General features: G+C 66.8%; 18 protein-coding genes and 1 pseudogene. 7 read left to right on the top strand and 12 right to left on the bottom strand.

The window, feature by feature from the left end; all coding sequences use genetic code 11:
* Position 1 precedes the first annotated feature (1 nt).
* The 3 genes from murJ to MVA47_RS26935 are packed head-to-tail and all read right to left on the bottom strand — an operon-like array spanning position 2 to position 7499.
* Positions 2–3841 (bottom strand): murein biosynthesis integral membrane protein MurJ, encoded by a 3840-nt coding sequence (gene murJ / locus MVA47_RS03640; protein WP_374474062.1) that lies wholly within the window; start codon positions 3839–3841, stop codon positions 2–4.
* Positions 3838–6390, bottom strand: coding sequence for a DUF6049 family protein (locus MVA47_RS03635; RefSeq protein ID WP_247206715.1), 2553 nt, complete (start codon positions 6388–6390; stop codon positions 3838–3840). Before MVA47_RS03635 ends, murJ begins: the two co-directional genes overlap by 4 nt.
* The gene (locus tag MVA47_RS26935; protein WP_247206714.1) at positions 6387–7499 is read right to left on the bottom strand and encodes an NUDIX hydrolase; all 1113 of its coding nucleotides are present in this window, start codon (positions 7497–7499) and stop codon (positions 6387–6389) included. The genes MVA47_RS03635 and MVA47_RS26935 overlap by 4 nt, the downstream gene beginning before the upstream one ends.
* Before the next feature lie 137 nt (positions 7500–7636).
* Between MVA47_RS26935 and MVA47_RS03625 the strand changes: the two genes are divergently transcribed.
* Complete coding sequence (locus MVA47_RS03625) at positions 7637–9112, top strand: CCA tRNA nucleotidyltransferase (RefSeq protein WP_247206713.1); 1476 nt, start codon at positions 7637–7639, stop codon at positions 9110–9112.
* A 16-nt stretch (positions 9113–9128) separates the two neighbouring features.
* Here the strand turns inward: MVA47_RS03625 and MVA47_RS03620 are convergent, their stop codons facing one another.
* From MVA47_RS03620 to MVA47_RS03610, 3 genes are all read right to left on the bottom strand, one after another.
* A complete protein-coding gene (locus MVA47_RS03620) occupies positions 9129–9935 on the bottom strand; it encodes a transglutaminase family protein (protein ID WP_247206712.1) in 807 nt (268 codons plus the stop codon).
* Positions 9936–10032: 97 nt separating this feature from the next.
* Entirely contained in the window at positions 10033–10932 is a 900-nt protein-coding gene (locus MVA47_RS03615) for a diacylglycerol kinase (protein ID WP_247206711.1), read from the bottom strand.
* Positions 10929–12554, bottom strand: coding sequence for an FAD-binding oxidoreductase (locus tag MVA47_RS03610; protein WP_374474058.1), 1626 nt, complete (start codon positions 12552–12554; stop codon positions 10929–10931). Before MVA47_RS03610 ends, MVA47_RS03615 begins: the two co-directional genes overlap by 4 nt.
* A 20-nt stretch (positions 12555–12574) precedes the next feature.
* Between MVA47_RS03610 and MVA47_RS03605 the strand changes: the two genes are divergently transcribed.
* From MVA47_RS03605 to MVA47_RS03595, 3 genes are read left to right on the top strand one after another with little or no spacing between them, the layout of a single operon-like run.
* A complete protein-coding gene (locus MVA47_RS03605) occupies positions 12575–13171 on the top strand; it encodes a TetR/AcrR family transcriptional regulator (RefSeq protein WP_247206710.1) in 597 nt (198 codons plus the stop codon).
* Positions 13168–14733 carry a glycerol-3-phosphate dehydrogenase/oxidase gene (locus MVA47_RS03600; protein WP_247206709.1) on the top strand — a complete coding sequence of 522 codons (1566 nt, stop codon included), beginning with the start codon at positions 13168–13170 and terminating at the stop codon, positions 14731–14733. Before MVA47_RS03605 ends, MVA47_RS03600 begins: the two co-directional genes overlap by 4 nt.
* 15 nt (positions 14734–14748) lie before the next feature.
* Positions 14749–15915, top strand: a complete 1167-nt coding sequence (locus MVA47_RS03595; protein WP_247206708.1) for an acyl-CoA dehydrogenase family protein — start codon at positions 14749–14751, stop codon at positions 15913–15915.
* Here MVA47_RS03595 and MVA47_RS03590 read toward each other — a convergent pair.
* Positions 15909–16999: pseudogene (locus tag MVA47_RS03590) on the bottom strand (aminotransferase class V-fold PLP-dependent enzyme). The gene MVA47_RS03595 and the pseudogene MVA47_RS03590 overlap by 7 nt on opposite strands.
* Positions 17000–17113: 114 nt before the next feature.
* On the opposite strand from MVA47_RS03590, the gene MVA47_RS03585 reads away from it, so the two are divergent.
* Positions 17114–17659, top strand: a complete 546-nt coding sequence (locus MVA47_RS03585; protein ID WP_247206707.1) for a hypothetical protein — start codon at positions 17114–17116, stop codon at positions 17657–17659.
* Positions 17660–17847: 188 nt separating this feature from the next.
* The gene (locus MVA47_RS03580; RefSeq protein WP_247206706.1) at positions 17848–19350 is read left to right on the top strand and encodes an AMP-binding protein; all 1503 of its coding nucleotides are present in this window, start codon (positions 17848–17850) and stop codon (positions 19348–19350) included.
* Between the two features lie 19 nt (positions 19351–19369).
* On the opposite strand, the gene MVA47_RS03575 is transcribed toward MVA47_RS03580, so the two are convergent.
* The 3 genes from MVA47_RS03575 to MVA47_RS03565 are packed head-to-tail and all read right to left on the bottom strand — an operon-like array spanning position 19370 to position 20996.
* The gene (locus tag MVA47_RS03575) at positions 19370–20173 is read right to left on the bottom strand and encodes a hypothetical protein (protein ID WP_247206705.1); all 804 of its coding nucleotides are present in this window, start codon (positions 20171–20173) and stop codon (positions 19370–19372) included.
* Positions 20170–20586 (bottom strand): hypothetical protein, encoded by a 417-nt coding sequence (locus MVA47_RS03570; RefSeq protein WP_030166927.1) that lies wholly within the window; start codon positions 20584–20586, stop codon positions 20170–20172. The genes MVA47_RS03575 and MVA47_RS03570 overlap by 4 nt, the downstream gene beginning before the upstream one ends.
* Entirely contained in the window at positions 20583–20996 is a 414-nt protein-coding gene (locus tag MVA47_RS03565; RefSeq protein WP_030166924.1) for a hypothetical protein, read from the bottom strand. Before MVA47_RS03565 ends, MVA47_RS03570 begins: the two co-directional genes overlap by 4 nt.
* Before the next feature lie 60 nt (positions 20997–21056).
* On the opposite strand from MVA47_RS03565, the gene MVA47_RS03560 reads away from it, so the two are divergent.
* Positions 21057–21773, top strand: a complete 717-nt coding sequence (locus MVA47_RS03560; RefSeq protein WP_247206704.1) for a hypothetical protein — start codon at positions 21057–21059, stop codon at positions 21771–21773.
* Between the two features lie 3 nt (positions 21774–21776).
* Here MVA47_RS03560 and MVA47_RS03555 read toward each other — a convergent pair whose 3' ends face one another.
* A complete protein-coding gene (locus MVA47_RS03555; protein ID WP_247210560.1) occupies positions 21777–22583 on the bottom strand; it encodes an LLM class flavin-dependent oxidoreductase in 807 nt (268 codons plus the stop codon).
* Positions 22584–22631: 48 nt separating this feature from the next.
* Positions 22632–23990: an MFS transporter gene (locus MVA47_RS03550; RefSeq protein ID WP_247206703.1), complete on the bottom strand. Its 1359-nt coding sequence runs from the start codon at positions 23988–23990 to the stop codon at positions 22632–22634.

Below are 23990 nucleotides of genomic sequence, written 5' to 3'. Positions count from 1 at the left end.
CCTAGGAACCGGTGAGCGTGACTTGGGCGACCGACCCCTGGTAGCGGCCGCTGTCGTTGCGGGGCAACGACGTCAGCCACACCATGACGTACCGCGAGGGGCCGGCGCCGGCGATCGGGATGGTGGTGGTCTCGTTGTCCAGGGTCGCTGCGCCGACCTGTGTGGTGGCCTCGAACGGGGCGCGTGGGTCGTCGGCGGTGCGGATCTGGACCTGGAGGCCCGGTGTGGGGGTCCGGATGACGGCCTCGGTCAGCGTGGCGTCGCGGTCCAGTGTGAACATCAGACCCAGACCGGGTTTGAGGTTCCCGAACCGCGGTCCGCCGCGGTACTCGTCTGTCTGCCATGCCGGGGCCTGGCCCGAGATGACGTTGTTCAGATTCGTCCGGCTGTCCGGCTCCTGGTCGGAGTAGTCGAGCATCGTCACGCCGGTCAAGGCAAGCGGAGCCGACCCGACGGCAGGCGCGGGTGCACCGGGGGACGGGGCGCCGGCCGAGGACGAGAAGATCTTGTCGATGTCGGGGGTCTCGTTGCTGCCCCCGACCGAGTTCGAGATCCAGACCACCATCGCGATGATGAGGAACAACGTGAGCAGCACGGCCCCGGCGATCAGCGCCATCATCCGCACCGACCGTGGCTTCTTACCGTCACCCCCGGTGCCGAGCATGCGCGGTGTCGCGCGCGACGACGAACCGGGCCCGTCGTCGTCGCGGACCTGGGCGATGAGATCGGTCTTCTGATCCAGCACGGTTGCCTGGTCGAGAACGTGCTGAACCGTTGCCGCGGTACGTATCCCGCTGTTCCCCTCAAGAGCCCGGGCGGCGACCGCCGAGATCTCGAACGGGACGTCGGGACGCTCGGCGCGCGGCTCGCGGGGCAGGTCGCCGGCCCCGGGTGATGCCGGGAGCAGTCCCCCGACGGGCTCGTTCGATGTCCGGTTGGTCGCCAGTTCCCTACCCGTGTCGGCGTCGAGTGGCCAACGGGCCAGCAGCAATGCGTACAGGACGGCACCGAGACCACGGACGTCGGTGGACTTGTCGGAGTCGGCCAGCGTGCCGGGGAACGCGACGAACGCGTTGCCGTCCTGGCTGATCCGGATGCGTTCGGGATGGTCGATGGACAGCGCGCCGCCGTTGCGGTGTGCCGATTCGGCCGCGGCTGCGAGAGCCCGGACGGCGCGGGCCGCACCGACCGGAGACGGGCTGGTCTTGGCGACATCGGCCAGTGACGAGCTCGGAACCCATTCGGCGACAACGATTCCGCCGGACGATCCGCGCACCACGTCGAGTACCCGAGCGATCCCGGGCGAGTTGATGCGTCCCAGTCGCAGGGTGCGCGAGAGCACCGCCTGTGGACCCTCGTCGCGCGGATCGATACGCGCGCCGGGGTCTGGTGGTGGTGCGAGCTGCTGTGCGTCGACGAACGTCAGGGCGACGTCGCGGTCCAAGTTGATGTCACGGGCCTGCCAGAACTGGAGTCCGCGCGCGCCACCGTGGTGCTGCAGCAGACGGTAGCGGCCCCCGGCGACGGCAGCGCCCGGGACCAGCCGGGGACCGCGTCGTGGCCGTGGGCCCGGCAATGGCGCCTCGGGAGGACGCGGGGCTCCGTCGCCAGCCGCCGCGGGTGGGCGAGGTCCGGGTAAACCTGATGCTGGTCGGTCGGCCGGCGGTTGCTCGCGAGCGGGTTGACGGGCGCCGGCCTGACTGGGCATCGCCTTGGTGGCGGGAGTGTCTTCTGGCGAGACGGCGGTGGAACCGGCAGCAGGCGTGGGCGGCCCGGCCGGTTTGCTGTCGGGCTCTGGTTTGTTCAAGACACCTGCTCCTCTCCTCCGATAGCGAAGATCTTGGGGTTGGCGGACGCCCATTCCGGCGGCACCACCACTGGTGACCGAATACGCCTGCCAACTCGATGTTCCCCGGTCGAAGCGCTGAATGACCTCGACCTGACCAGAATACGGAACCGATTCGTCGCCAGAGATCCGCGGGAATTGAACGGTCATGGTGGCAGCACCGTCGGTAGCGGGTTCGGGGGCCGGGGCGACAGCGGGGATGAACCGGCCGATGACCCGCCGGACCGCAACAACCACTGCGAGTACGTCGGGAACACGCAGCAGGGTCAGGACCGTGTAGGTGAGGCCGATGGAGACAACCGCGACGAGCAAGAGATAGGCGAGGGAGCCGACCTTGCCGTGGTCGGTGCTGAGGTTGTGGAGTCCGGACACCTCGGCCAGCGCCCACACCAGGGCGCTGCACGCCACCGACACCACGATGGTCCAGATGACCGTGCGGCCGACGTTGGTCATGCGGGCGCCACCGAGCCGGCTGCGCAGCAGATAGTGGCCGACCACCGCACCGACGAGGTAGCCGAGACCGTTGGACAGGGCCAGCCACCGGACGATCGCGTCGGGGTCGTCGAACAGGACCGGGCCGAGATAGGACGCCGCCACCTTCACCGCGGTGATCCCGATGACCATGTAGGTCGGGGTCCAGGCGTCCTCGCGGGCGTAGAACACGCGGAGCTGCACCAGCGTCATCGCGTACGGGATCATCGTGAACGCGCCCCACGAGAGCACGCTGCCGAGCTGTGAGGCGGTCTCGGCGTCGAACTTGCCGAAGTTGAACACCGCGATACCGATGGCCGGTCCGAAGAACGTCATGAACGCGATGACCGGCACCAGCGAGACCATCGTCAACCGGGTGGCCAGGGAGAGATCATCGACCACCGAGTGGGTGTCGTCCGCGGCGGCGTTGCGGGAGAGGCGGGGCATGATCGCGGTCAGGATGGTCACGCCGAGAACGCCGTAGGGCAGCTGCAGGAGCTGCCAGTGTGTCGCGTAGACGCTGACGCCGGATTCGGCTGCGCTCGAGGCGATGCGATAGGTGACGATCAGACCGACCTGCAGAACCGCGACGTACAGAACGATGGCGAGCGCCATGTTGCCGAACTTGCGCAACCTGTCGTCCAGACCCCACTGCAGTTTCAGCTTCACCCCGCTGCGCCGGATGGCGGGGAGCAGGATCGCGGTCTGGGCGACCACACCGAGGGTGGTGCCGACGCCCAGGATCAGGAGCTTGGTGTCGCCCATGCTGACCGGGTTCAGCGAGATGTCACCCGGGGCGACCGCATAGGCGATCAGGGTGACTATCTGTACGACGTTGTTGAGCACGGGTGCCCAGGCGCCGGGCTTGAAGAAGCCCTTCATGTTCAGGATGGCGATGAACAGCGCCGACAATCCGTAGAACAGCACCGCGGGCAACAGCAGGAACGCGAGTGCGGTGGCGAGGTCGCGGTTGACCTTGCCGTCACCGAGGTTGAGCATCGTTAGCGCGGGAGCAGCGATCAGGGCCGCGAGGGTGGCCACCCCCAGCACGGTCACCGCGAGGGTGAAGATTCGGTTGATGAATCCCACTCCCCCGTCCGCGTCTTCGGATTCGGCGCGTACCAGGACCGGGATCACGATGGCGGTCAGGACGGCACCGAGGACCACCTCGGCGACCATGTTGGGCAGTACGTAGGCGGCCTGGAACGAGGAAGCGACCGCGGCGCCGAGCAGAGCCAGCACCAGGACCGTGCGTACGAATCCGGTGATGCGTGAGACAAGGGTGGCCAGCGCGATGGATCCGCTGGTGCGCAGGACGCTGTCGTCGGACGGCTGTTCGCGGACGCGAGCACCGGGGTCGATCGCCGTGGACGTCGTCATCTTGCCGGACGCAGCCGACGCCAGTTCACCGGCTGTCAGGCGTGGTCCGGGTGCGGGGTCGCGTGGTGCACCGGGCGGGACCCCCACAGACCGGGGCGGGGGCCGTCGGCGCGGAGGTGGCGGCTGCATTCCACCGTTGGTCATGACCTGTCGCCGCCGGTGTCGTGATCAGGGTGATGTCGGCCGAGGTGGTGCTCGCGCTCGGGTGGACTGTGCAACGCGCGGCTGTCCGCCATCAGACGATCGCGTTCGTCGGGTTCGGGCCGGTCGAGGTCGGCGGGATCGGGTTCCCCACGGAATCGATGCCACAACCGTCTGCCCGACAAGAACACCAGGAGTGCGCCGGCACAGATTGTGATGATGAATAGCGGTTTACCATATGCATTGGAATGTACTGACAGGTTGATCGAGTCGCCCAACGGGACTCCGCCTGTGGTCACCAGACCGATCTCCACCGTGATCGAACGGGACCGGTCGGCGCGGGTCGGGACCTGGATCTGACGGGTGCCCCTGGGCGGGATCTCCAACACACCCATGTCTCCGACGGTCATGCCGCTCGGTGCCGAGACGTTCAATCGAGTTCGCATCGCCACGGGCAGATCGTTGCGGATCACCAGGAGCAGCGGGCTGCGTTCGGAGGCCAGGGTGAACCGCCCACCGGGGTCGAGGATGCCCACACCGTTGCGGATGTTCGTCAGCGTGGTCGCGACCGCAGATGTGCGCATCGACGCCGACCGCGCCGCGGCCTGCTGATCCTGCGGCGCCACGGACGCCATTGCCCGCAGCATGTCCTCGCGCAGCGGCGCCAGGTAGGCACCCGGGGTGATCGGCACGTCCGCGCGGCGCGTCATCGAGTCCTGCAGGTCACGCGTCTGCTGAAGGTCGGCGCGTACCGAGGCGATGACCCGGGGATCGGGACCGGTGACGGCGGCCTCGGGTGGGGCCACCAGTTCTGCACCCGCGGGCGCACCCGAGGTGGCGGTGAGATCAGTCGCCACCCCCGCCAGCGGCCGGGGAATCGCGAGGTCTGAACCGAGCAGCAGCGACATCGCCGACAACACCGCACGGGTGTCATCCTCGGACGCCGACCACGTGGGCGGGGGCACCAGCACCGCGCCGCGCCCGATGCGTTCGGCGATCGGGTCGGCCACGGCCTGCGCGTCCGACGATTGCGTGCCCGTGTCGGCGGTCCCGGAGTCGTCGGCGAGTGTGGACGGTGCGAGCGCAGAGAACATCATCGCCGCGACCGCGTTCTGGCGGCGGACCTGTTCGGTGCCGGCCAGCCAGCCGGCTCGCTGGGCTGTCGGGGTGACCTGGGCCGACCGCGGACCCGGACCGAGTGCCGACAGGCCGCTTGCCACCGCCGGGTCATAGGTCTGGACGGCGAGGTCCTCGCCCAGGGGGTATTCGCCGTTTGTCGAGGTGGGGGTGAGGTTTCTGACGCTCGACGCTGCGACGACGGTGCCCACCGCGCCCTTGTCGCGGATCAGTTCGGCGCCTGCGGTGTCCAGGACCCCCGAGGCCGGAATCGCCAGGCCACGCACACTCTTCACGTTGAGGATGCGGTCGACGATGTCGGCGGGTGCGCGTAATGCGGTGTCGGACAGGTCGGAGTCGGCGACCTGGGTCAGCGCGGTGATGTCGACGTGCGCGAACGGGGTGGCCACCACGCACATCCCGGTGGCCAGGGCCTGCAGCCGAGCGAGCCAGGCCGCCGCGACCTCGGACCCGGTGCCCTCACGAGCCGGACCGGTCGGATCGGCGGGGTCGGTGGTGACCAGATAACTGCCGGTCATCGCCTGCACGCTGATCAGCAGATCGGGGTCCACCGCCAGACACAGACTGCGCGCCAGCGGCGACTCCAGATCTCGCGTCCGGATCTGCTCCATGGTCGCCACGAGTCGATCGAGACGTCCTCCGGCGGCCAGTGACTGCTCGAGACCGTTGTCCATCAACCGGACCGTTTCGTCGCCTCCCCCGGTGACACCCGGCGCGAGCGACGCCGGTGCGGCAATCGGCCAGAGCATGGTCATGCCGACCGGTTGTGAGATGTCCGGCGCCACCGAACCGTCGGCTCCGATGGGCGCGGCGACAGGGTCGCCTGAAGCATTGTCGTCGGCCTGGGATTGAGCGCGCAGCGGGTTCGGCGGGAGGCCGACCACGGGCAGGAGTACTCGCGCGTCGTCGAGCCGTGCCGGGTTGCCGAAGTCGGGGGTGCCGTTGACGTTGACCAGCACCGGATAGACACCGGGCTTGTCGATCTGGAAGCTGGGCGCACCAGAAGCATTGACGGACAGATCAATTCGTAGCGAGAAGGGAATCGACCGCCCGGGTCCGAGCTGCTGACTGACATCGGTGAAGTCGCCGACGGTCTCGAAACTGTTCGCGTCGGCGGACAGGGAGTCGCCGAGGCCGGCACTGGTGGTGATGGCGGCCCCGCGCTGCAGGCGCATGGCGATGTTGCGGACCGGCCGGTCCCCGACGTTGGTCAGCGTCCCGCTGGCGGTGACGACGCCGGGACTGGAGGTGGTGACTGTGGAGGGATCGATCGACTCGAGCGAGATCCGCAGGAACTCCCCGGTCTGCGAGGTGTCGTCGGCGGGTGCGGCCACCGCCGACACCGCGAGGGGCCCGAACACCAGGGCGAGAACGCTGACCAGGATCGTCAGCGCCCGCATCGATCGGCCGTTCACGTCGCGACGTGCGGGCCGGATTCCGGCGGTGGTGCATGGGCGGCCGGTCCCCCGCTGTTGCCGACCCCGCTGTTCTCGGATGTGGTCTCGGTTCCGCCACCGCCGCCGCGACGTCCCCGGCGGCGTCTGCGGCGAGGCCTCGCCGGTGCGGGCGGAGGCTCGTTGCGCTTCTGGTTCCGCGCGGCCGCGGCCTTCTCGTAGGCGTTCGGCTCGGTGCGCGCCCCCTTGGCCTCAGACTCGGCCATCCGGTCGGGGTCGGCGACGAGCTCGGCGATGACGTCCTCGGCGACGCGCGCCAATCGTCGCTCGTCCGAATAGGTCAGTCGACGAGGGAGCTCGGCGAGTGGAACCCAGGCGACCTCGGCCACCTCGTAGTCGGCGTCGGAGAGTTCACCACCGGTGAAGCGCATCAGGTAATGGTGCACCGTCTTGTGGATCCGTTTGCCCTCACTGACAAACCAGTAGTCGATCTTTCCGAGGGGGGCCACAACGTTGCCCTCGATGCCCGTCTCTTCGGCGACCTCACGGATCGCCGTCTGTTCGGCGGTCTCCCCCGTCTCGATGTGACCTTTCGGCAGCGACCACATCATTCGGCCGCGGCGATCGACCCTCCCGATGAGTGCGGCGCACCGCTGGTCGTGCGGGCCGTCGAGGCCCGACACCATCAGCCCGCCGGCCGAGGTCTCCCGCACCGTGCGAAGTCGTTGTTTGGCCAGGTTCGGAGGCACCTTGGCAGGGGCTTTGACCTTGCCCACATCCGACGGCTTGACCTGCGCGGTCCGACCTTCGACAACATGGGTTCCGGCGACCCCGGTGGATTCACTACGGGCGGCCTCGACGCTGTGGTCGGCGGGGCGTGACGGCTTTCGGCGACGTCCGCGGCGCGATCGCCGCGATCCGGGGGCCGACGCGGTGGCGTCGGTGACGGCCGAATCGTCGCTGCGTTGCGGTTCCGGACCTGGCTGAGGACTCGGCTGGGGACGGGGCTCTGCTCCACTGTGATGAGAGCTGTCGATCCCGGTGGCTGTCGATCCGCCGCGCCGATTGCCGCGCCTGCGCCGCGGACGTCGAGGGACGTCCCTATTCGGCTCGGTGGGTTCGGCTGACACTCACACGATGCTAGTCGCCGTTAACCCACCGTTTCTGCCAGCGGGGCCGATGGCGGCGCCCTGGACCCGCTGCGGTTTGGTCATGCCGCGCGATCGGGGTTCGGATCGTCGCCGGTCGGTCGGTAGTCTGGCCAGTCGTGACAACTCCCCCTTCTTCCACCGGCACCTCGGCCGCCGATGAGCGACGCACCAGGTTGCTCGCAGCCGCTGCGGTGTCGTTGCGGGGACTCTCGGACACCCTCGATCCCCTCGGCGCGCGATTTGCCGCAGCGGGACACGAGCTGTTCCTCGTGGGCGGCTCGGTGCGCGACGCGGTGCTGGGCCGGCTCAGCACCGGCGACCTGGACTTCACCACCGACGCACGTCCCGAGCAGGTGCAGGAGTTGCTGCGCGGGTGGGCCGAGGCCATCTGGGACACCGGAATCGAGTTCGGCACCATAAGCGCGGTCCGGGCGGGTATCCAGATCGAGATCACCACGTTCCGGGCAGATTCCTATGACCGGGTGAGCCGCAACCCGCAGGTGCGGTTCGGTGATCGACTCGAAGACGATCTGGTGCGCCGCGACTTCTCCATGAACGCGATGGCCGTGAAGATCGGTGCCGACGGCAGCCAGGAGTTCATCGACCCTCTCGGTGGGATGGACGCGTTGCTGGCCGGGGTGATCGACACGCCCGCCGCGCCCGAGGATTCGTTCAACGACGATCCGCTGCGCATGTTGCGTGGTGTGCGGTTCGTCTCGCAGCTCGGGTTCTCGCTGTCACCACGGGTGTTCGCGGCCACGGTGGAGATGGCAGGCCAGATCGAACGGATCACCGTGGAGCGGATTGCAGCCGAACTCGACAAGCTGATCCTCGGCGAACATGCGGTCGAGGGAGTCGAGACGCTGTGTGAGACCGGCCTGGCCGAGCTGATCATCCCCGAGATACCCGGGATGAAGCTGGCCATCGACGAACACCATCAGCACAAGGATGTCTACACCCACTCCCTCACCGTGCTCGCCCAGGCGATGGACCTCGAGGACGGCGATCCCGATCTGGTCTTGCGGTGGGCGGCGATCCTGCACGACATCGGCAAGCCGGCAACCAGGCGTCATGAACCGAACGGTGGGGTGAGTTTTCATCACCACGAAGTGGTCGGCGCCAAGATGGTCCGTAAACGCCTGCGAGCTCTGAAGTATCCGAAGGCGGTCATCGAGGACGTCGCGAACCTGGTGTTCCTGCATCTGAGGTTCCACGGCTACGGCGACAATCAATGGACCGACTCGGCGGTGCGACGCTACGTGACCGATGCCGGTCCCCTGCTGCCGAGGCTGCACAAACTGGTGCGGGCCGACTGCACCACTCGCAACAAGCGCCGGGCGCGCAAGTTGCAGCAGAACTATGACAACCTCGAGCAGCGCATCGCCAGGATCGCCGAACAGGAAGACCTGGCGAAGGTCCGGCCCGACCTCGACGGCAACACCATCATGGAGTTGCTCGATCTGCCCCCCGGCCCGATGGTCGGCAAGGCCTGGCGGTATCTCAAGGAATTGCGGCTCGATCGCGGACCCATGTCGCGCGAGGAGGCCGAAGAGTCGTTGCGGCAATGGTGGGCCGCCGAGCAGCAGAGCTGACCCGGCTGTTCCTCGGCTAGCTGAGTGACACCATCTCGCAGATGTCGTCGTTCGGGAACGGACCGTCGACCACAGCGGTCACCGTTGCCTTGTTCAGGGTGATCGCACCCCTGTGGTTGTCGAGGAAGGCGGTGTCCGCGGCGTCACGGCCGGTCGAGATACGGACCAATGTCTGGCGAGGCGCCAGGCAGGTGGCATCGACAACTCGCCACCGGCCGTCGACGAATGCCTCGGCGACGGCGTGGAAGTCCATCGGATCGCAACCGGGCGCGTACACGGCGACAAGTCGAGCCGGGACGTTCACCGCCCGCAGGATCGCGACCACCAGGTGTGCGTAATCGCGGCAGACGCCGGCGCCGGCCAGCAGGGTGTCGGCGGCACCGTCGATGGGGTCACTGGAACCCGGGACGTAGTCCAGATGCGTACCCACCCACGAAGCGACCTTTTCGAGCAGCTCCGCGGGGTCGGTCAGGTCGCCGAATTGCTTTGCGGCGAAACCGAAGAACTTGTCGGCCTCGGCGTATCGGCTCGGCCGCAGGTACATCGACAGGTCGTGGTCGGACACCGGTGCCGGGTCGGCGGAACCGAGGACGGTGGCGGTGTACTCCACCTGCAGATTGCCCACCCCGGCGTGCAGCATGTGGATGCGGCTTCCGTGCGTACCGCTGATCTCCTTGGCGGACAGGGGTTTTCCGTCCAGTACAAAGGACAGCGACTCGGTGACCTCGGCCCCGGGATGCGGGGCAACGGTGATCTGGAACTCCAGATCGGTCTCGCCGGTGATGTCGACGTCGAGATGGGCGGATACATCACGTTTGAGCACAGGAACTCCTCGACAGAACGGGACTCGGCAGAGACGGGACTCGGCGTGAAGGGAAGAGCCCCGTGCGGCTTACATGGGTGCCCGACGACGACGGCGGCTACGCCAGGAACGTTACCGCACCCGGTCGTACCTCGATGGTTGCCGGCAAACGCCCGATCCGGTCGCCATCGGCATAGATCGGCGCGGTGGGTACGCAGTCCAGCACAATGCGTGAACCACGGAACTGCTCGACCTCTTTGTGCTCGATGTGCTTGCCGCTGTACATCGTCGGGAACAACCCGAACATCTTCAGACGTGGTCCGTGAGAGATCAGCGTGAGGTCGAGCAGACCGTCGTCGATGACCGCCGACGGCGTGATCTTCATCCCGCCGCCGTATGAAGGTGTGTTGCCCACCGCCGCCAGGATGAGGTCGCGTTCGAATGTGTTGTCATCCACCGTGATCCGATAGTGAAACGGCTTCATCCGCGCCAGTTCGGCGACCGCCGCCAGTGGATAGCGCAATTGTCCCTTTGGCCAGGACATGTTGTTCGCGCGCTCGGTGACCAGTGCATCGAGCCCGGTGGCCGCGACCGTTCCGAAGATCGCACGTGGCCCGTCGGCCGGCGTGATGACCGCGATGTCGAACGGTCGGCGACGCCCGGCGACGATGATGGCGGCAGCAGCAGCAGGGTCGTCGGTGGGGATCCCCAGAGCGCGCGCGTGGTCGTTGCCGGTCCCGGCCGGGATGAGACCCAGCGGGACACCGGTGTCGCCCATGGCCTCCAGGGCCAGGCGAACGCTGCCGTCGCCGCCGACCACCACCAGGGCGTCGATGTCGGATGCGGCCGCCGTGCGCGCGAGTTCGAGGGCTTCGTCTGGGTCGCGGCCGACCAGTTCGGTCACCTCCACACCGCGGTCACGTAGCGCGGCGAGTGCGGTGGCTGCGGCTCGCACGCCGAGGCCATGACGGGCAGCGGGATTGATCAGAGCGGACACCCTGGTGATCGCAGTGCTCATGGGATGAGTTTGCCCGGGTTGAGGATGCCGGTGGGGTCGAGCGCGGATTTCACCGCGCGCAGCACCCGCAGTCCCACGTCGCCGACCTCGTCGGCCAGCCACGGCCGGTGGTCGGCGCCGACGGCGTGATGGTGGGTGATCGTCGCACCGGAATCGATCATCGCCTGTGATGCAGCGCTTTTGGCAAGCATCCACTGCCCGATGGGATCATCTGTGGCCCGGTAGACCACCGTGAAGTACAACGAAGCCCCGGTGGGGTAGGTATGGGAAATGTGGCAGAGGACGAGGGCGGGGGACCCGGATTCCTCGATGGCGGTGGTCAGGGCTGTGGCCACGGCAGCCTTCGTGTCTGCCAGCTCGGCCCACGTGGTCGCGGTCTCGAGGGTTTCGCAACCGACGCCGATCGCGAGCAGCGCATCACGTAGGTATGGGGCGTTGAACCTGCCGTGCGCCCAGGCGTCTGCTGGTTCGGCGCCCATCGATGTGGCGCCGGCAGCCGAGAACAGGGCGGCGGTGAGGTCGCGGCGCGCGGCGGCGACATCGTCTGTGCCCTCGAAGGTGGTGATCGCCAGGCAGCCGCCTGACCGGTCGCCGCCCTGATCACCTGCGCCGATCTCGGCAGGACTCGCCAGGTTCACCCCGGTCTCGGCCTCATCCGACAACCGCATCACCGTAGGACCACCGCCTTGCTGTGCCACGGCACGCAACGCATCCGCGCCGGAGGCGAAGTCGGGAAAGTGCCACGCTTCGCCGACGGTCACCTGGGGGATGCGGCGAACCCGCACGGTGACCTGCGTGATGATCCCGAATGTGCCTTCCGAACCGAGGAACAATTGCCGAAGGTCCGGTCCCGCAGCGGTTTTCGGCGCGCCGCCCAGGTCGAGGGTGCCAACGGGCGTGATCACTCGCAGGCCGGTCACCATGTCGTCGAAGCGCCCGTACCCGGCTGATGCCTGCCCCGACGACCGGGTGGCGGCGAATCCGCCGATGGTGGCGAACTGAAAGCTCTGCGGAAAGTGCCCGAGTGTGAAGCCGTGCTCGGCGAGAAGTTGTTCGGCGGCCGGTCCGGTCACCCCTGCGCCGAGGGTGGCCTGCCCCGACACGGTGTCGATCGCGATCAATTCGTCGAAACGGCGCAGGTCGACCGACAGCGTCGCGCGGTGCTCGCCGCTGTCGGGATCGAGGCCACCGACCACGCTGGTGCCGCCGCCGAAGGGCACCACGGCCACCTCGGAGAGCGCGCACCACTGCAGCAGGGCGTGCACCTCGTCGTCGGACGCGGGGATCGCCACACCGTCTGGCGCGGCCTGCTCTATCTGCTTGCGTCGCAACAGGTCCAGGGTCGATTTGCCGCCGGATCGGATCAGCCGATCACCGTCGGCGGTCGAGACGGCGTCCACGATCGCGCGCAATGCGTCGGGGTCGGCGTCGGTCAGGCGGGTGGGGGACAGGCGCACCTGATCGGCGGTCGGTGCATCGATCGGATCGCCGGAGATGCCCAAGACGCCGACAAGAAGGTTCTTGATGTCGGCGGAGAGGTGGGTGGCCGCGGCTTCCGCTCCCCACGCATCCCACTTCATCGGGGGAAGCGGAAGTGCGTGTTGTGGGTAGTTCACCGTCATGCGTTACAGTTTTACACAATATGTCAATCCGTCACGCCAAGATCGCCGCAGTGGGTGATCCCTCTGTCGCCGACCGCGTACTCGACGCGGCGCGGATATGTCTCGTGCGCGCAGAAGGCGGCAAGATCACCCTCGCCGAGGTCGCGCGACTGGCCGGAGTGAGTCGGCCGACCGTGTACCGACGCTGGCCCGACGTGCAGTCGGTGACCGCCGACCTCGTCACGAGGGAAATGAGCCGGGTCATCGCCGGCGAGCCGGCACAAGGCACATCGCTGGGGGACAAGGTCGACCGAATTGTTGCCGTAGCCGACGCCATCCGGCACAACGACCTGTTCGCGGCCTTGTGGAGTGAGCCGTCGGCAGCGCTGGCACCGTATGTGTTCGTCAGGTTCGGGCGGAGTCAGCAAGCGGTGCTCGCTCTTCTGAACCGCACGATCGCAGACGGTCAGCGCCGCGGCGACATCCGCGACGGCGATCCCGACCAGCTGGCCACCATGGTTCTGCTGATCTGCCAGTCCACGATCCAATCCCACGCGATCGTCGAACCCATTCTCGGTGAGCGATGGTCGCCAGAACTGCGGCACGCACTCATGTCCTATCTGAGGAGCGCGCCATGACCGGCCGACCCCTGTCTTTTGCCGACGCGTCGTTGAACGCCGACCGCCGCACCTGCGAACTCGCACAACTCGCTTCGCGCACCGATCCGGTCGACGTACTGGTCATCGGTGGGGGTGTCACCGGGGCCGGGGCGGCCCTCGATGCAGCAGCCCGCGGGCTGTCGGTGGTGCTGGTGGAGGCGCATGACCTGGCCTTCGGAACCAGCCGATGGAGCAGCAAACTCGTCCATGGCGGTCTGCGATACCTCGCGACCGGCAACATCTCGATCGCACGCGAGTCCGCGCTCGAACGTCATCGGGTGATGACGGTGATCGCACCGCATCTCGTACGACCGGTCGGGCAGCTGCTGCCTGTCTACTCCGACACCCCGTTTGTCGCCAAGGTCGCGGCCCGCGCCGGCATGCTTGCCGGAGATGTGCTGCGGCACAACGCCGCGACCCCTGCCACCGTACTACCGCGTTCACGCCGGATCTCGGCGCAGCGGGCGGGCGAACTGTGTCCGGGGATCCGGACCGATGGGTTGCGGTCGGCGGTCCTGGGACACGACGGGCAGCTCATCGACGATGCCCGTCTGGTGGTCGCCCTCGCGCGTACCGCGGCGGGCCTCGGCGCCAGTATCTGTACCTACACCCGCGCCTCCGACGTCACCGGACACGGCGCTGTGCTCACCGACACCCGGACGGGCAACAGCTTCCCGATCGCAGCCCGGTCGGTGATCAACGCAACCGGGGTGTGGTCGGGACAGGTCGACGACTCGATACGCCTACGACCAAGTCGCGGAACGCATCTCGTGGTCAACGCCGCTGCTGTGGGGAATCCGACTGCAGCCCTCACCGTTCCGATGGCGGGCAGCATCAGCCGGTTCGTCTTCGCGCTGCCGCAGCAGCTGGGCCGGGTGTACATCGGGCTCACCGACGAGGACGCACCAGGCGGCATCCCGGACGAGCCCACCCCGTCCAAGAACGAGATCGATCTGCTGCTCAACACGATCAACCAGGCACTCAGCCGGGAGCTCACCCGGTCGGACATCCGCGGTACCTACTCGGGACTGCGACCGCTGATCGACGACGGCGGCGCGGGGGAGCGGGCCACCGCGGACCTGTCGCGTAACCATCTGGTCCGGGTCAGTCCCACAGGTGTGATCACGGTGGTCGGCGGGAAGCTGACGACCTACCGCCAGATGGCCCAGGACGCCGTCGACGAGGCCGTCCAGCGCGGCGGCATACGCGCGGCATCCTGCGAGACCGAGTCACTGGCGCTGGTGGGCGCTGTCGGGCGGCCAGGCGACAGCACATTGCCGGAGTCGCTGGTGGCGCGGTTCGGTGCCGAGGCCGGGCGTGTCCTCGAGATGGCCACGGTGAGCGACCCGGACGGTCGAATAGCCGAGGACATCGACGTCACCCGGGCCGAAGTGCAGTACGCGCTGACCGCCGAAGGCGCGCTGACCGTTGATGACATCCTGGCCAGACGTACCCGAATTGCGTTGGTGCCCAGCGATGCCGACGCGGCACGCCCGGCAGTCACCGAGATCGTCAAGGCGACCGTGTCTGCGAGCGCTTGACCCTATCCTGGTGCGATGAGCGAAGTCACCGAGGACGACCTGGCCGACATCCTGGCGGCAACCCGGAGTTTTGTGCGTGAGCAGGTGGTTCCGCGCGAGCAGGAGATCGCCGACTCCGACGCGATCCCTGCCGACCTCCTGCAGGCGGCCAAGGGCATGGGCTTGTTCGGGTTCGCGATCCCGCAGCAGTGGGGTGGTCTCGGCCTGGATCTCGAACAGGATGTCCGACTCGCACAGGAATTGGGCTACACGAGTCTGGCCTTCCGGTCGAGCCTCGGCACCAACAACGGCATCGCCGGTCAGGTGCTGGTGGAGTTCGGAACCGATGAACAGAAAGAAGCCTGGCTGAGCCGGATCGCGTCGGGCGAAGTGGTGGCGTCTTTTGCGCTCACCGAGGATGGGGCCGGTTCGAATCCGGCCGGCCTGCGAACGAAAGCCGTTGCCGATGAGGACGATTGGGTGATCAGCGGCGAGAAGCGCTACATCACCAACGCGCCGTGGGCTGATCTGTTCGTGGTGTTCGCGCGCTACCGGCCGGCCGACGAGACCGGTCCGGGCATCGCGGTCTTCCTGGTGCCTGCCGATACCCCCGGAGTGATTGTGGGCCCGAAGGATTCGAAGATGGGCCAACAGGGGTCGGTGACTGCCCAGGTGTTCTTCGACGACGTCCGGGTACCTGGTGCGTCACTTGTCGGCGGCGATCCAGAGGTTGGATACCGGGCGGCCATGACCATTCTCGCCCGTGGCCGCATCCACATCGCGGCAGTCGCAGTGGGGCAGGCGCAACGTGCATTGGACGAATCGGTGCAGTACGCCGCGCTGACGACGCAGGGAGGCACCACGATCGGCGACTTCCAGTTGGTGCAGGCAATGCTCGCCGACCAGCAAACCGGTGTGATGGCCGGCCGGGCGCTGGTGGCCGAAGCGGCGCGCAAATGGGTCAGCGGCGAGGACCGGCGCATCGCACCCTCGGTGGCAAAGCTCTATTGCACCGAGATGCTGGGCAAGGTCGCCGATCTCGCGGTTCAGGTTCACGGGGGCAGTGGGTACATCAGAGGTGTTGTGGTGGAACGCATTTACCGAGACGCGCGACTCCTGCGGTTGTACGAGGGCACCAGTGAGATACAGCGGCTGATCATCGGCTCAGGCCTGGTGCGAGCGGAGAAGAAGAGGACTCAGTAACCCATCCCGCGTAGTTCGTTCGCGAGCTGGTCCAGGTGCGACCGCTGCACGTCGAGGTGCGGGCTGATCCGCAACACCGACTGCTCGGCACTGAGCGGCGCACGCCAGCTGTCGGCGCAGGTGACCAGGATGCCGATGGACCGCAACTTGTCTCGTGCTGCCAGGACGTCCGACGGCCCCCAGCCCGGGGAGGTGCGAGGGTGACGATCGCCGAGGGCTCGTTGATCGGTTCGATCACCTCCCAGCTGCCGATGCCGTGCAACCGATCCCGGGTGAATTGCCCGATGGCCGCCAATTCGCGGCTGACGCGTTCGGGGCCGAAGCTCTGTAGCTCCTGGATAGCCACACCCAGACCGAGACGTCCGGCGACAAACGCTTCGGAACTCTCGATCTCCGCGGGCCGTACCGAGTCGCCGCGCACGGCGAGGAAGCCGACGCCGCGAGGACCGGCCAGCCACTTGCGGCTCGTTCCGTAGACCACGTCGGCACCGGAAGCGCAGTCTCGTTGACCGAACGACTGGGCGACATCGACCACCACCGGTACCCCGGCGGTGCGCGCCAGCTCGACGATCTTCTCGACCGGCTGCACGACTCCACTGTGAGAGCCGATGTGGCACACGTGGATGAAGTCGGGCTGCTCGAACTGCAGCATGTTCTCGAGCGCATCGGTGTCGACGTGTCCGTACACGTCGGCGGACGGGATGGTGTGCACGGCGTACCCGCGGCGCTCGAACTCGTCGAGGTTGGGTCCGAACTCGTTCTTGGCCACCCACACCGATGCCGAGATCGGCAGGTTCCAGAAGGTCAGCAGCGCTCGGAGTGCGGCCTTCGCCGACTCGCGGAACGCGAGCTCATGCGCCTGGCGCCCGACGAGCGTGGCGATGTCACGACGGCACCGGTCCAGCGACTCGGTGATCTGTTCCTGGGCCACGTAGGCGCCGCGCTCGGCTTCACGCCACAGGTGAGCGGTGATGGTTTCGATGACCTGATTCGAAGCTCGCGATGCCGCGGCGGAATCGAGGTGGATGCTGACGGGCTCTGTTCGGGCCCGATGCCATAGGTCACCGAGCTCGCTGACGTACATCCGAAGGTCCTCCTCGCAGGTCATGCTGGGTGGCGCCGGGCACTGGGGTCGCTCATACGCTACCGCGAAGGGGCACGGTGGAACCCGTCACCCACCAGCGCCGTCCAAGTACCCATGGAACCGACGATCGAGTATGTCTTCGGGGCCGGTGACGGGCGGACCAGCACCTGGACCTCGTCGGCAGATCTGACCCTCGGAGGAGGTGCCCCGGATGCGGTTCGGCTCGACTTCGACGGCGACGGACTGTCCGACGATGCGTTGTGGGATCGCGACCATGACGGACGGGCCGACTGCAGCGCACTCGACCTCGACGACGACGGCACCGTCGACGCCTGGTTCACCGACGATGGTTCAGGGGTGTGGGGAAAGCGGTCCGAGGGCCTTGCCGGTGCCGGACCGGACGTGCCGCCTGATCCGCCCCGTTCGCCCTCGCCGGCCGACCCGCAAGAGCCGCTTGCACCATCAGGCGATCGTACGTTCGACAGCAACGCCGATGGACAGGACGACATCGCGGTGTCGCGCACCGGCGGGCGGCTCTACATCGACACCGACGGCGACGGGAAGTTCGATCAGGTCCTGATCGACTCCGATCTGAATGGTATCGCCGATTCGCGGGCGCATCCCGGGCCGGAGGGTTTGACGTTCGACCGCTATGGGTAGCTCCGCTAACAGTCCACTGCTATCGACTTCATCGAAGAATTGCCGGATAGTTCGCACAGACGGCTGCTCGGATGAGGCGACGAGTCTCAGGGCGGTTGCCGCCCCTGTCAGCAGCCACCCTGAGAGCCACCCCTCGCTCCACTTGAATGACCGTTACGATCAGAAATGGAAGTAAGGCTCAGTCAACCATGAGGGCAGATGCAGTGCAAGACTTCGGGGCGGCCCAGGACGACGTCGAGCCTCTGGTGCTGTGCGGGTCCACCGCCCGCACCCATCGGGAGTGTTTCGACCGGGCGGGTCGGCTGGCATCAGCGCTGGTCGACTGCGGGGTCGAGTTCGGTGAGAGGGTCGGACTCCTCGCATTCAACAGCGTCGACTTCCTCGAGATCTCCATCGCCATCGCCTCTGCGGGAGGCAATCCGGTACCCATCAACTGGCACTGGACCGCACCAGAGATCACCTACATCCTCGACGACTGCGAGCTGCGGATCCTCTTCTGCGACACGATGCACATGCGCACCGCCCGCCAGGCCGTTGCCGCGGCACGTTCGACTGTGCAGATCGTGGAGGTGACCGACGACGGGGTCAACCGCCGCAATTCGCATGAAGCACTCATCGCAAGTCGGTCCGACGGGCTCGAGTACCGGGAGGGGGCCATGGCGGCCTCGCTCGGCCTGATCTACACCTCGGGTACCACCGGACGGCCCAAAGGAGTTGTGCGCGAACGTATGAGCGCCGATCAGCTGTTCACCGTGGCTGCGGCCACGGCCGAACACATGGGACTTCGGCAAGGCGGCCAACTGCTCGTCGCCGGACCGCTGTATCACGCAAGTCCCAATGCGTTTGCTCTCCTGGGCCTGCGGGTCGGCTCGAACGTGACCCTCATGCCGAGGTGGGACGCCGAAGATTTCCTCGAGTTGATCCACACCAGGCGTATCGAGCAGGCCAAGGTCGTCCCCACGATGCTCTCCCGGTTGCTGTCGCTGCCACCCGAGGTTCGGACCGCATACGACGTGTCCTCTTTGACGCATCTCGTCCATTCGGCAGCGCCGTGTCCACCGGCCATCAAACGCGCTTCCATCGAGTGGTTCGGTGACGCGGTCAAGGAGTTCTTCGGCTGCACCGAAGGCGGGATCATCACCTGGATCGACGCGCAGGAGTGGTCGGAGCGGCCAGGATCGGTCGGCCGTCCGGTGGACGGTTCTTCGGTGAGGATCGTGGACGACGCGGGTCGGCCGGTGCCGGCCGGAACGCCGGGACGTGTGCAGATCCAGCCTCCGCCTGACTGGCCGGCCTTCACCTACCTGCGCAGTCCGACACCTGCTCGGTTCCCTTTGGATGTGGGTGATGTCGGCTACGTCGACGACGACGGGTACCTGTACCTGACGGGCCGCAGCACCGAGGTGATCATCTCCGGCGGGGTCAACATCTATCCCGCCGAGATAGAGGCCGCAGCGATGGAACTGGTGTACGTCGAAGACGCTGCCGCAGTCGGCCGACAACACGAAGGTGACCTGGGGGAGCAGGTGGCCCTGTATGTGGTGGCGAGACCCGGCTACGACGTCCAGCCGACCCAGCTGCTCGATGCACTCAGCGAGCGCCTGGCGTCGTACAAGCTGCCACGGATCATCGAGGTGCTCGACCATCTCCCGCGCGACGACAGCGGCAAGGTCTACAAGTTCAAGCTGTGAGGTGGTTGCCCAAGTCGTTTCAGGCGGCCGGATTGTGCCGACGCAGTCGCCGGTCTTCGAGGGCTCGCGCGGTCCGGTAGGTGCGGCCGGCCCGCCACACCTGGAACGCGGCCTCGACACTGAGAAGCAGCGACCCGGCAACGCAGAAACCGAGCGCCAGCAGTCCCAGTGTGACGCTGACCGGGCTTGTCTCGGCTATCGGGATGTCCGCGATCCAGATGAGCGCAGTTCCGACGAACTTCCACGCCGCCCAGCCAACACCGAAGAGACCGCCCAGGCCGACGAGGTAACGCAGCGGGCCGAGTTCGGAGCGCACTACCGTCCAGCCGAGAAAGCCCGCCGGAAGGCCGATCCAGATGGCGAACACGGCCTCGTACAGAACAACGTTGAAGTGGTCACCGTATTCGGTGAGGAAATTGGCCGACGGCGGGAAGTCCGCGTGCACGAGGGTCATGTTGATCACCGCGACGGACGCTGCGGCACCGAGCACCAGGATCATCACCCGTTGATGCAGTTCGGGATCGGTCCATTCGTCGCCATCGGGATCCAGGCTGTTTCTCCGGATCGCGATCAACGCACCGACCAGCGCACAACCGGCAAGCACCGCTGACGTTGCGCCCCACATGCGCTCGGCAGTGGTCATCAGATGTCGCACCCCGTCTTCGGGTACGAGCGCTAGGTAGTTCTCTCCGGTGAGGCAGTAAAACGTGATGCACACACCGAAGACGATTGTCGTGGCACGGCGATACCAACCGCCTCGGAGGGCGATCAGAATTCCCAGGGCCACCCCTGTCCAAGCCAGGGCCCCGAGAAGGGTGTTCATGCCACGATGCCAACAGCTCCGAATGCAGCGGTCAGGGCGCGATTGGTCCGGGGCTCGTTGCCGCGGCCTTCGGCGAGCGTGCCCACTGTGGTGGCAAAGGCCTCGGCCTTGGCCTCCCGGCGTGAGTTCTGATCGCAACCGTCGTGGCCTGCCAGCAGGTGCCAGGCCTCGTGCGCGGCGATGTGGATGCGATGGGCAGTGGAGACGTTGCCCGGGATGACGATGATCGCGGTGCCATTTGCGGTACGCAACGCCGCCCCCGTCAGTTCGCCTGAGGTCAGGCTGTCCGAGGTGATGCAGCGAACCGCGCAATCGAGTTGGCGGGTGAGGCGGTGTTCGAAGTCCTCCCAGGACCAATCACCTTCGGGGGTGATCGCTGCGGCCAGGCGGAACATCTTCTGTCGGGTCATCATTGTCCGACGCTCTTCTCTGCTTCCAGTACCCGGCTCACCTCGCGGAGCAACGTTGCCAGTTCGGCTCGCCCGGTCGACGACAGCTGGTCGGCGCGAAGTCCGGCCACCTGTAGTCCCGTTTCTTCGATCGCCGCCTGCACCTCTTCACCTAGAGTGCGGGGGTTGCTCGAAAAGTGGTCTTTGGAGACCCCGAAGAAGGAGCAGATGGCGTCGCGAACAGCGCCGTCGACCTTCATCACGCGACCCTTGCGGATCCGCCACACGAACTGCCGGTCGATGTTGCGGCCGGTTTCTGCCGTGACCCAATCAGCGATCTCGGCGTTCGCGGTACGAGACCCACCCGGCCACCGAATGGCACAGAGCTTATTGAGCTCGATTGCGAACTCCGACACCTCATCACGATTGCGCATGCGGTAATAATGCCAGGTCCAATACCACTTTGTCGCCACAGTCTGCAGTCGAGGTCGAGCATGGAAAAAGTCATGATGTCCGTTCGTGCCCCCGTTCCCGACGACAAATGGTGCTCTGAACTGCGAAAACGTGTCGTGGAATTGACCGCGACAGCGGATTTCTCGGGGGTCACCATAAATGTCCGGGATTCGCCTGTGACCGACTCCATCATGACTCTGACCACGCTGGACCCTCCGATTGTGGCCGTCATCAGCGTTTGGACACAGCAAAGCTACGGTCGCGGTGTCTCGGAATTGATCAACACTCTCGAGCGCGAATATCAAAATTCTGATCACGGAAACATCGCCGCCTATCTCGTCACCGAATCAATTCCGCTCCCGGTGCCTGTGGTCGAACCCGGCACCCGAACGCCCGGGTTGGCGAACATGGCGTTTCTGCGTAGGCCAGAACACATCGACGAACAGACGTGGCTGCGACGGTGGCATCTCGACCACACCAGCGTGGCCATCGAGACCCAGTCGACGTTCGGCTACGTACAGAACGCGGTGGTCAGGCCGCTCACGGCGGCCTCGCCTTCCGTCACCGCCATCGTCGAAGAACTGTTCCCGATCGAGGCGGTCAGCGATGTGCACGCCTTCTTCGGTGCCGCCGACGACAACGACCTGGCGGACAGGATGGGCCGGATGCTGGCCAGCACCGGGGCCTTCGGTGCCGACCAGAACATCGACACCGTGCCCACGAGCCGCTACGTCTATTCGACCCCGTTCCGCGACTGAGCGTCAGGGTCTAGGTGGGCCGGCCTCGATCCGTTCGAGTTGATAGGCGATGGGGTCGGCAGGGGCGGATTCCCAATCGGAGTCGAGCCACCAGGTGATGCCCGCAGCGGCGAGCTCGGTTGCCTGTTCGCGCTCGGCGGCCGGGTCAGACAGGTCGGCAGTGCCTTCGTAGACGATGTCGTAGTTTCCCGTGAAACCAAGTTCGGCTCGCAACTCGCGGATCTCCCTGGCCACATCCGCCCAGCGCTCCACCGGAACCGGCACCACGCCTTCGATTCCGGGGTCACGAGGGAAGTTCGGTAGGAGCCCGTCGCACCGGGCCGCCCGGGCCATCGACTTACGGGCGCCTTGCAGACCGACACACCAGGTGGTGATCCGCGGCTGCTGGACCGGCGGCAGTGGCAGCTCGAAGTCCGTCGGCTGCACCTGATAGTGCTTGCCGTCGTAGGCGAACGGCTGCCCGGCCCAGAGACCGAAGAGCACGTCGAGCCCCTCGTCGAACAGCTCGGCGCGGGTTCTACGGCCCTGGTCGCGCTCGAAGGCCAGCCACCCGGGATGCAGGGCGCCCATCCCGACTCCGAGGATCACGCGGCCGTTGCTCAGCCGGTCGAGCGTGGTGGTCGTGGACGCCAGATCCCACGGTTTGCGGCGGGGTAGTGGGGTGAGCATCGTGCCCAGGCGGATGCGCTCGGTGCGCATCGCCGCGGCGGTCAGCGAGATCCAGGGGTCGTTGCCCCATAGTGCCTCCCAGCCGAAGACGGCGTCCCAACCGGCCGCTTCCGCCGCGACCGCCAAATCGGCGAACTCCATGCCGGCGCCCTTCGGGAACACGATTCCGTACTGCACGCCGCCTCCTGGTCAGATGGTGATCTTCTCCGGTGATGTCCGATTGTTGATCACACGTACGACAAAGATCGCCACCACGTAGACCACGGAGCCCGCGATGATCAGATCGGGTGACATGCCGTTGTCCGCAATCGTCAAGGCCGCCACGAACACCGCACCGACGAATGCGAAGTTGAAGAGCGCGTCCTGGAATGAAAATGCCTGCCCGCGACGGGCGTCGTCGACGTCCATCTGCATCGCGGCATCGGCGCACAGCTTGCAGACCTGGCCGATCAGTCCGAGCACCACGGCGGCAACACAGATGACGATCCCGTTGAACGTGCAGAGAGCGATCTGGGCAAGGGCTCCGACCGCCAACGCCGAGACCACCGCCCGTGTTCTGCCGATGCGGGCGACGAGGAACGGCGTGATCACCGCGGCCAGGAACATCCCGACCGCGATCATCCCGGCCACCAGGCCGAAGCCGGTCAGCCCGCCACCGAGCGACGAGTGTTTGGTCAGCACCAACAGCACCAAGGTGTTGACCCCGAAGACCAGCCGGTGGGCGCCGACCGCCGAGAGGGCCGCGGCCACCGACGGCACCTTCCAGACGGCCCGGGCTCCGTGGCCCAGACCCACTGCGACCGCACGTAGTGCCGAACCGGCCGGATTTCGTGCCCGCGATCCGCCGACGATGTCGGGGTGGTCGGGTCCGAGCTGAAGTGGTTCGAAGCGGTGGGCTACGAAGGCGGCGATCAGAGCGACCACCACTGCACCCATCGTGGTCGCGGCGCTTCCGGTGTTGTCGGAACCGAAGATCTCGCGCAGGACGAGAGCTCCGCCGGCTCCGGCGGCCAGAGCGCCCGCACCGATGGTCGTGAAGAAGGAGTTCATTCCGACGAGGTGCTCGCGCGCGGCCACGTGTGGCAGTCCCGCCGAGAGCCCGGACGCCACGAAACGACTCGCGCCGGTCACCGCCAGGGCGGCGATGAGGACGCCGGTGTCGCCGGTTCCGGTGGCGATCACGATCGCCACGAGACTCACCAATACCGCGCGCAGGACATTCGCCCACACGAGCACGGTGCGCCGATCCCAGTGGTCGAGGAGGGCGCCGGCGAAGGGGCCGATCACCGAGTAGGGGAGAAGTAGTACGGCCATTCCGGCGGCGACGGCCATGGGGTCGGCGTGCCGTTCGGGATTGAACAGGATCGCGCCGCCCAGGGCGGCCTGGAAGAGGCCGTCGGTGAACTGGCTGCCCAGACGGACCGCGAGCAACCGCGAAAGACCCGGTGAACAACGAAATGACCTGATGAAGTCCCGCAGAGGTAACCGCTGGTCACCGATGGGGGAGGGCGGCACGGTTGCCGCCGTGGTGGGTTCGACGTTCACCAT

Source organism: Williamsia sp. DF01-3 (assembly GCF_023051145.1).
Lineage (GTDB): Bacteria > Actinomycetota > Actinomycetes > Mycobacteriales > Mycobacteriaceae > Williamsia.
The sequence above is the reverse complement of the archived record's forward strand: the minus strand, read 5'-3'. Positions and strand labels throughout refer to the sequence as shown.

Excerpts from the sequence above, each read along its gene's own strand:
- MVA47_RS03575 (WP_247206705.1), bottom strand. The coding sequence starts at position 20,173 with ATGAACACCCTTCTCGGGGCCCTGGCTTGGACAGGGGTGGCCCTGGGA.
- MVA47_RS03570 (WP_030166927.1), bottom strand. The coding sequence starts at position 20,586 with ATGATGACCCGACAGAAGATGTTCCGCCTGGCCGCAGCGATCACCCCC.
- MVA47_RS03600 (WP_247206709.1), top strand. The coding sequence starts at position 13,168 with ATGACCGGCCGACCCCTGTCTTTTGCCGACGCGTCGTTGAACGCCGAC.
- MVA47_RS03585 (WP_247206707.1), top strand. The coding sequence starts at position 17,114 with ATGGAACCGACGATCGAGTATGTCTTCGGGGCCGGTGACGGGCGGACC.
- MVA47_RS03615 (WP_247206711.1), bottom strand. The coding sequence starts at position 10,932 with ATGAGCACTGCGATCACCAGGGTGTCCGCTCTGATCAATCCCGCTGCC.
- MVA47_RS03610 (WP_374474058.1), bottom strand. The coding sequence starts at position 12,554 with ATGACGGTGAACTACCCACAACACGCACTTCCGCTTCCCCCGATGAAG.
- MVA47_RS03595 (WP_247206708.1), top strand. The coding sequence starts at position 14,749 with ATGAGCGAAGTCACCGAGGACGACCTGGCCGACATCCTGGCGGCAACC.
- MVA47_RS03565 (WP_030166924.1), bottom strand. The coding sequence starts at position 20,996 with ATGCGCAATCGTGATGAGGTGTCGGAGTTCGCAATCGAGCTCAATAAG.
- MVA47_RS03605 (WP_247206710.1), top strand. The coding sequence starts at position 12,575 with ATGTCAATCCGTCACGCCAAGATCGCCGCAGTGGGTGATCCCTCTGTC.
- MVA47_RS03580 (WP_247206706.1), top strand. The coding sequence starts at position 17,848 with ATGAGGGCAGATGCAGTGCAAGACTTCGGGGCGGCCCAGGACGACGTC.
- MVA47_RS03555 (WP_247210560.1), bottom strand. The coding sequence starts at position 22,583 with ATGGAGTTCGCCGATTTGGCGGTCGCGGCGGAAGCGGCCGGTTGGGAC.
- MVA47_RS03560 (WP_247206704.1), top strand. The coding sequence starts at position 21,057 with ATGGAAAAAGTCATGATGTCCGTTCGTGCCCCCGTTCCCGACGACAAA.
- MVA47_RS03550 (WP_247206703.1), bottom strand. The coding sequence starts at position 23,990 with ATGGTGAACGTCGAACCCACCACGGCGGCAACCGTGCCGCCCTCCCCC.
- murJ (WP_374474062.1), bottom strand. The coding sequence starts at position 3,841 with ATGACCAACGGTGGAATGCAGCCGCCACCTCCGCGCCGACGGCCCCCG.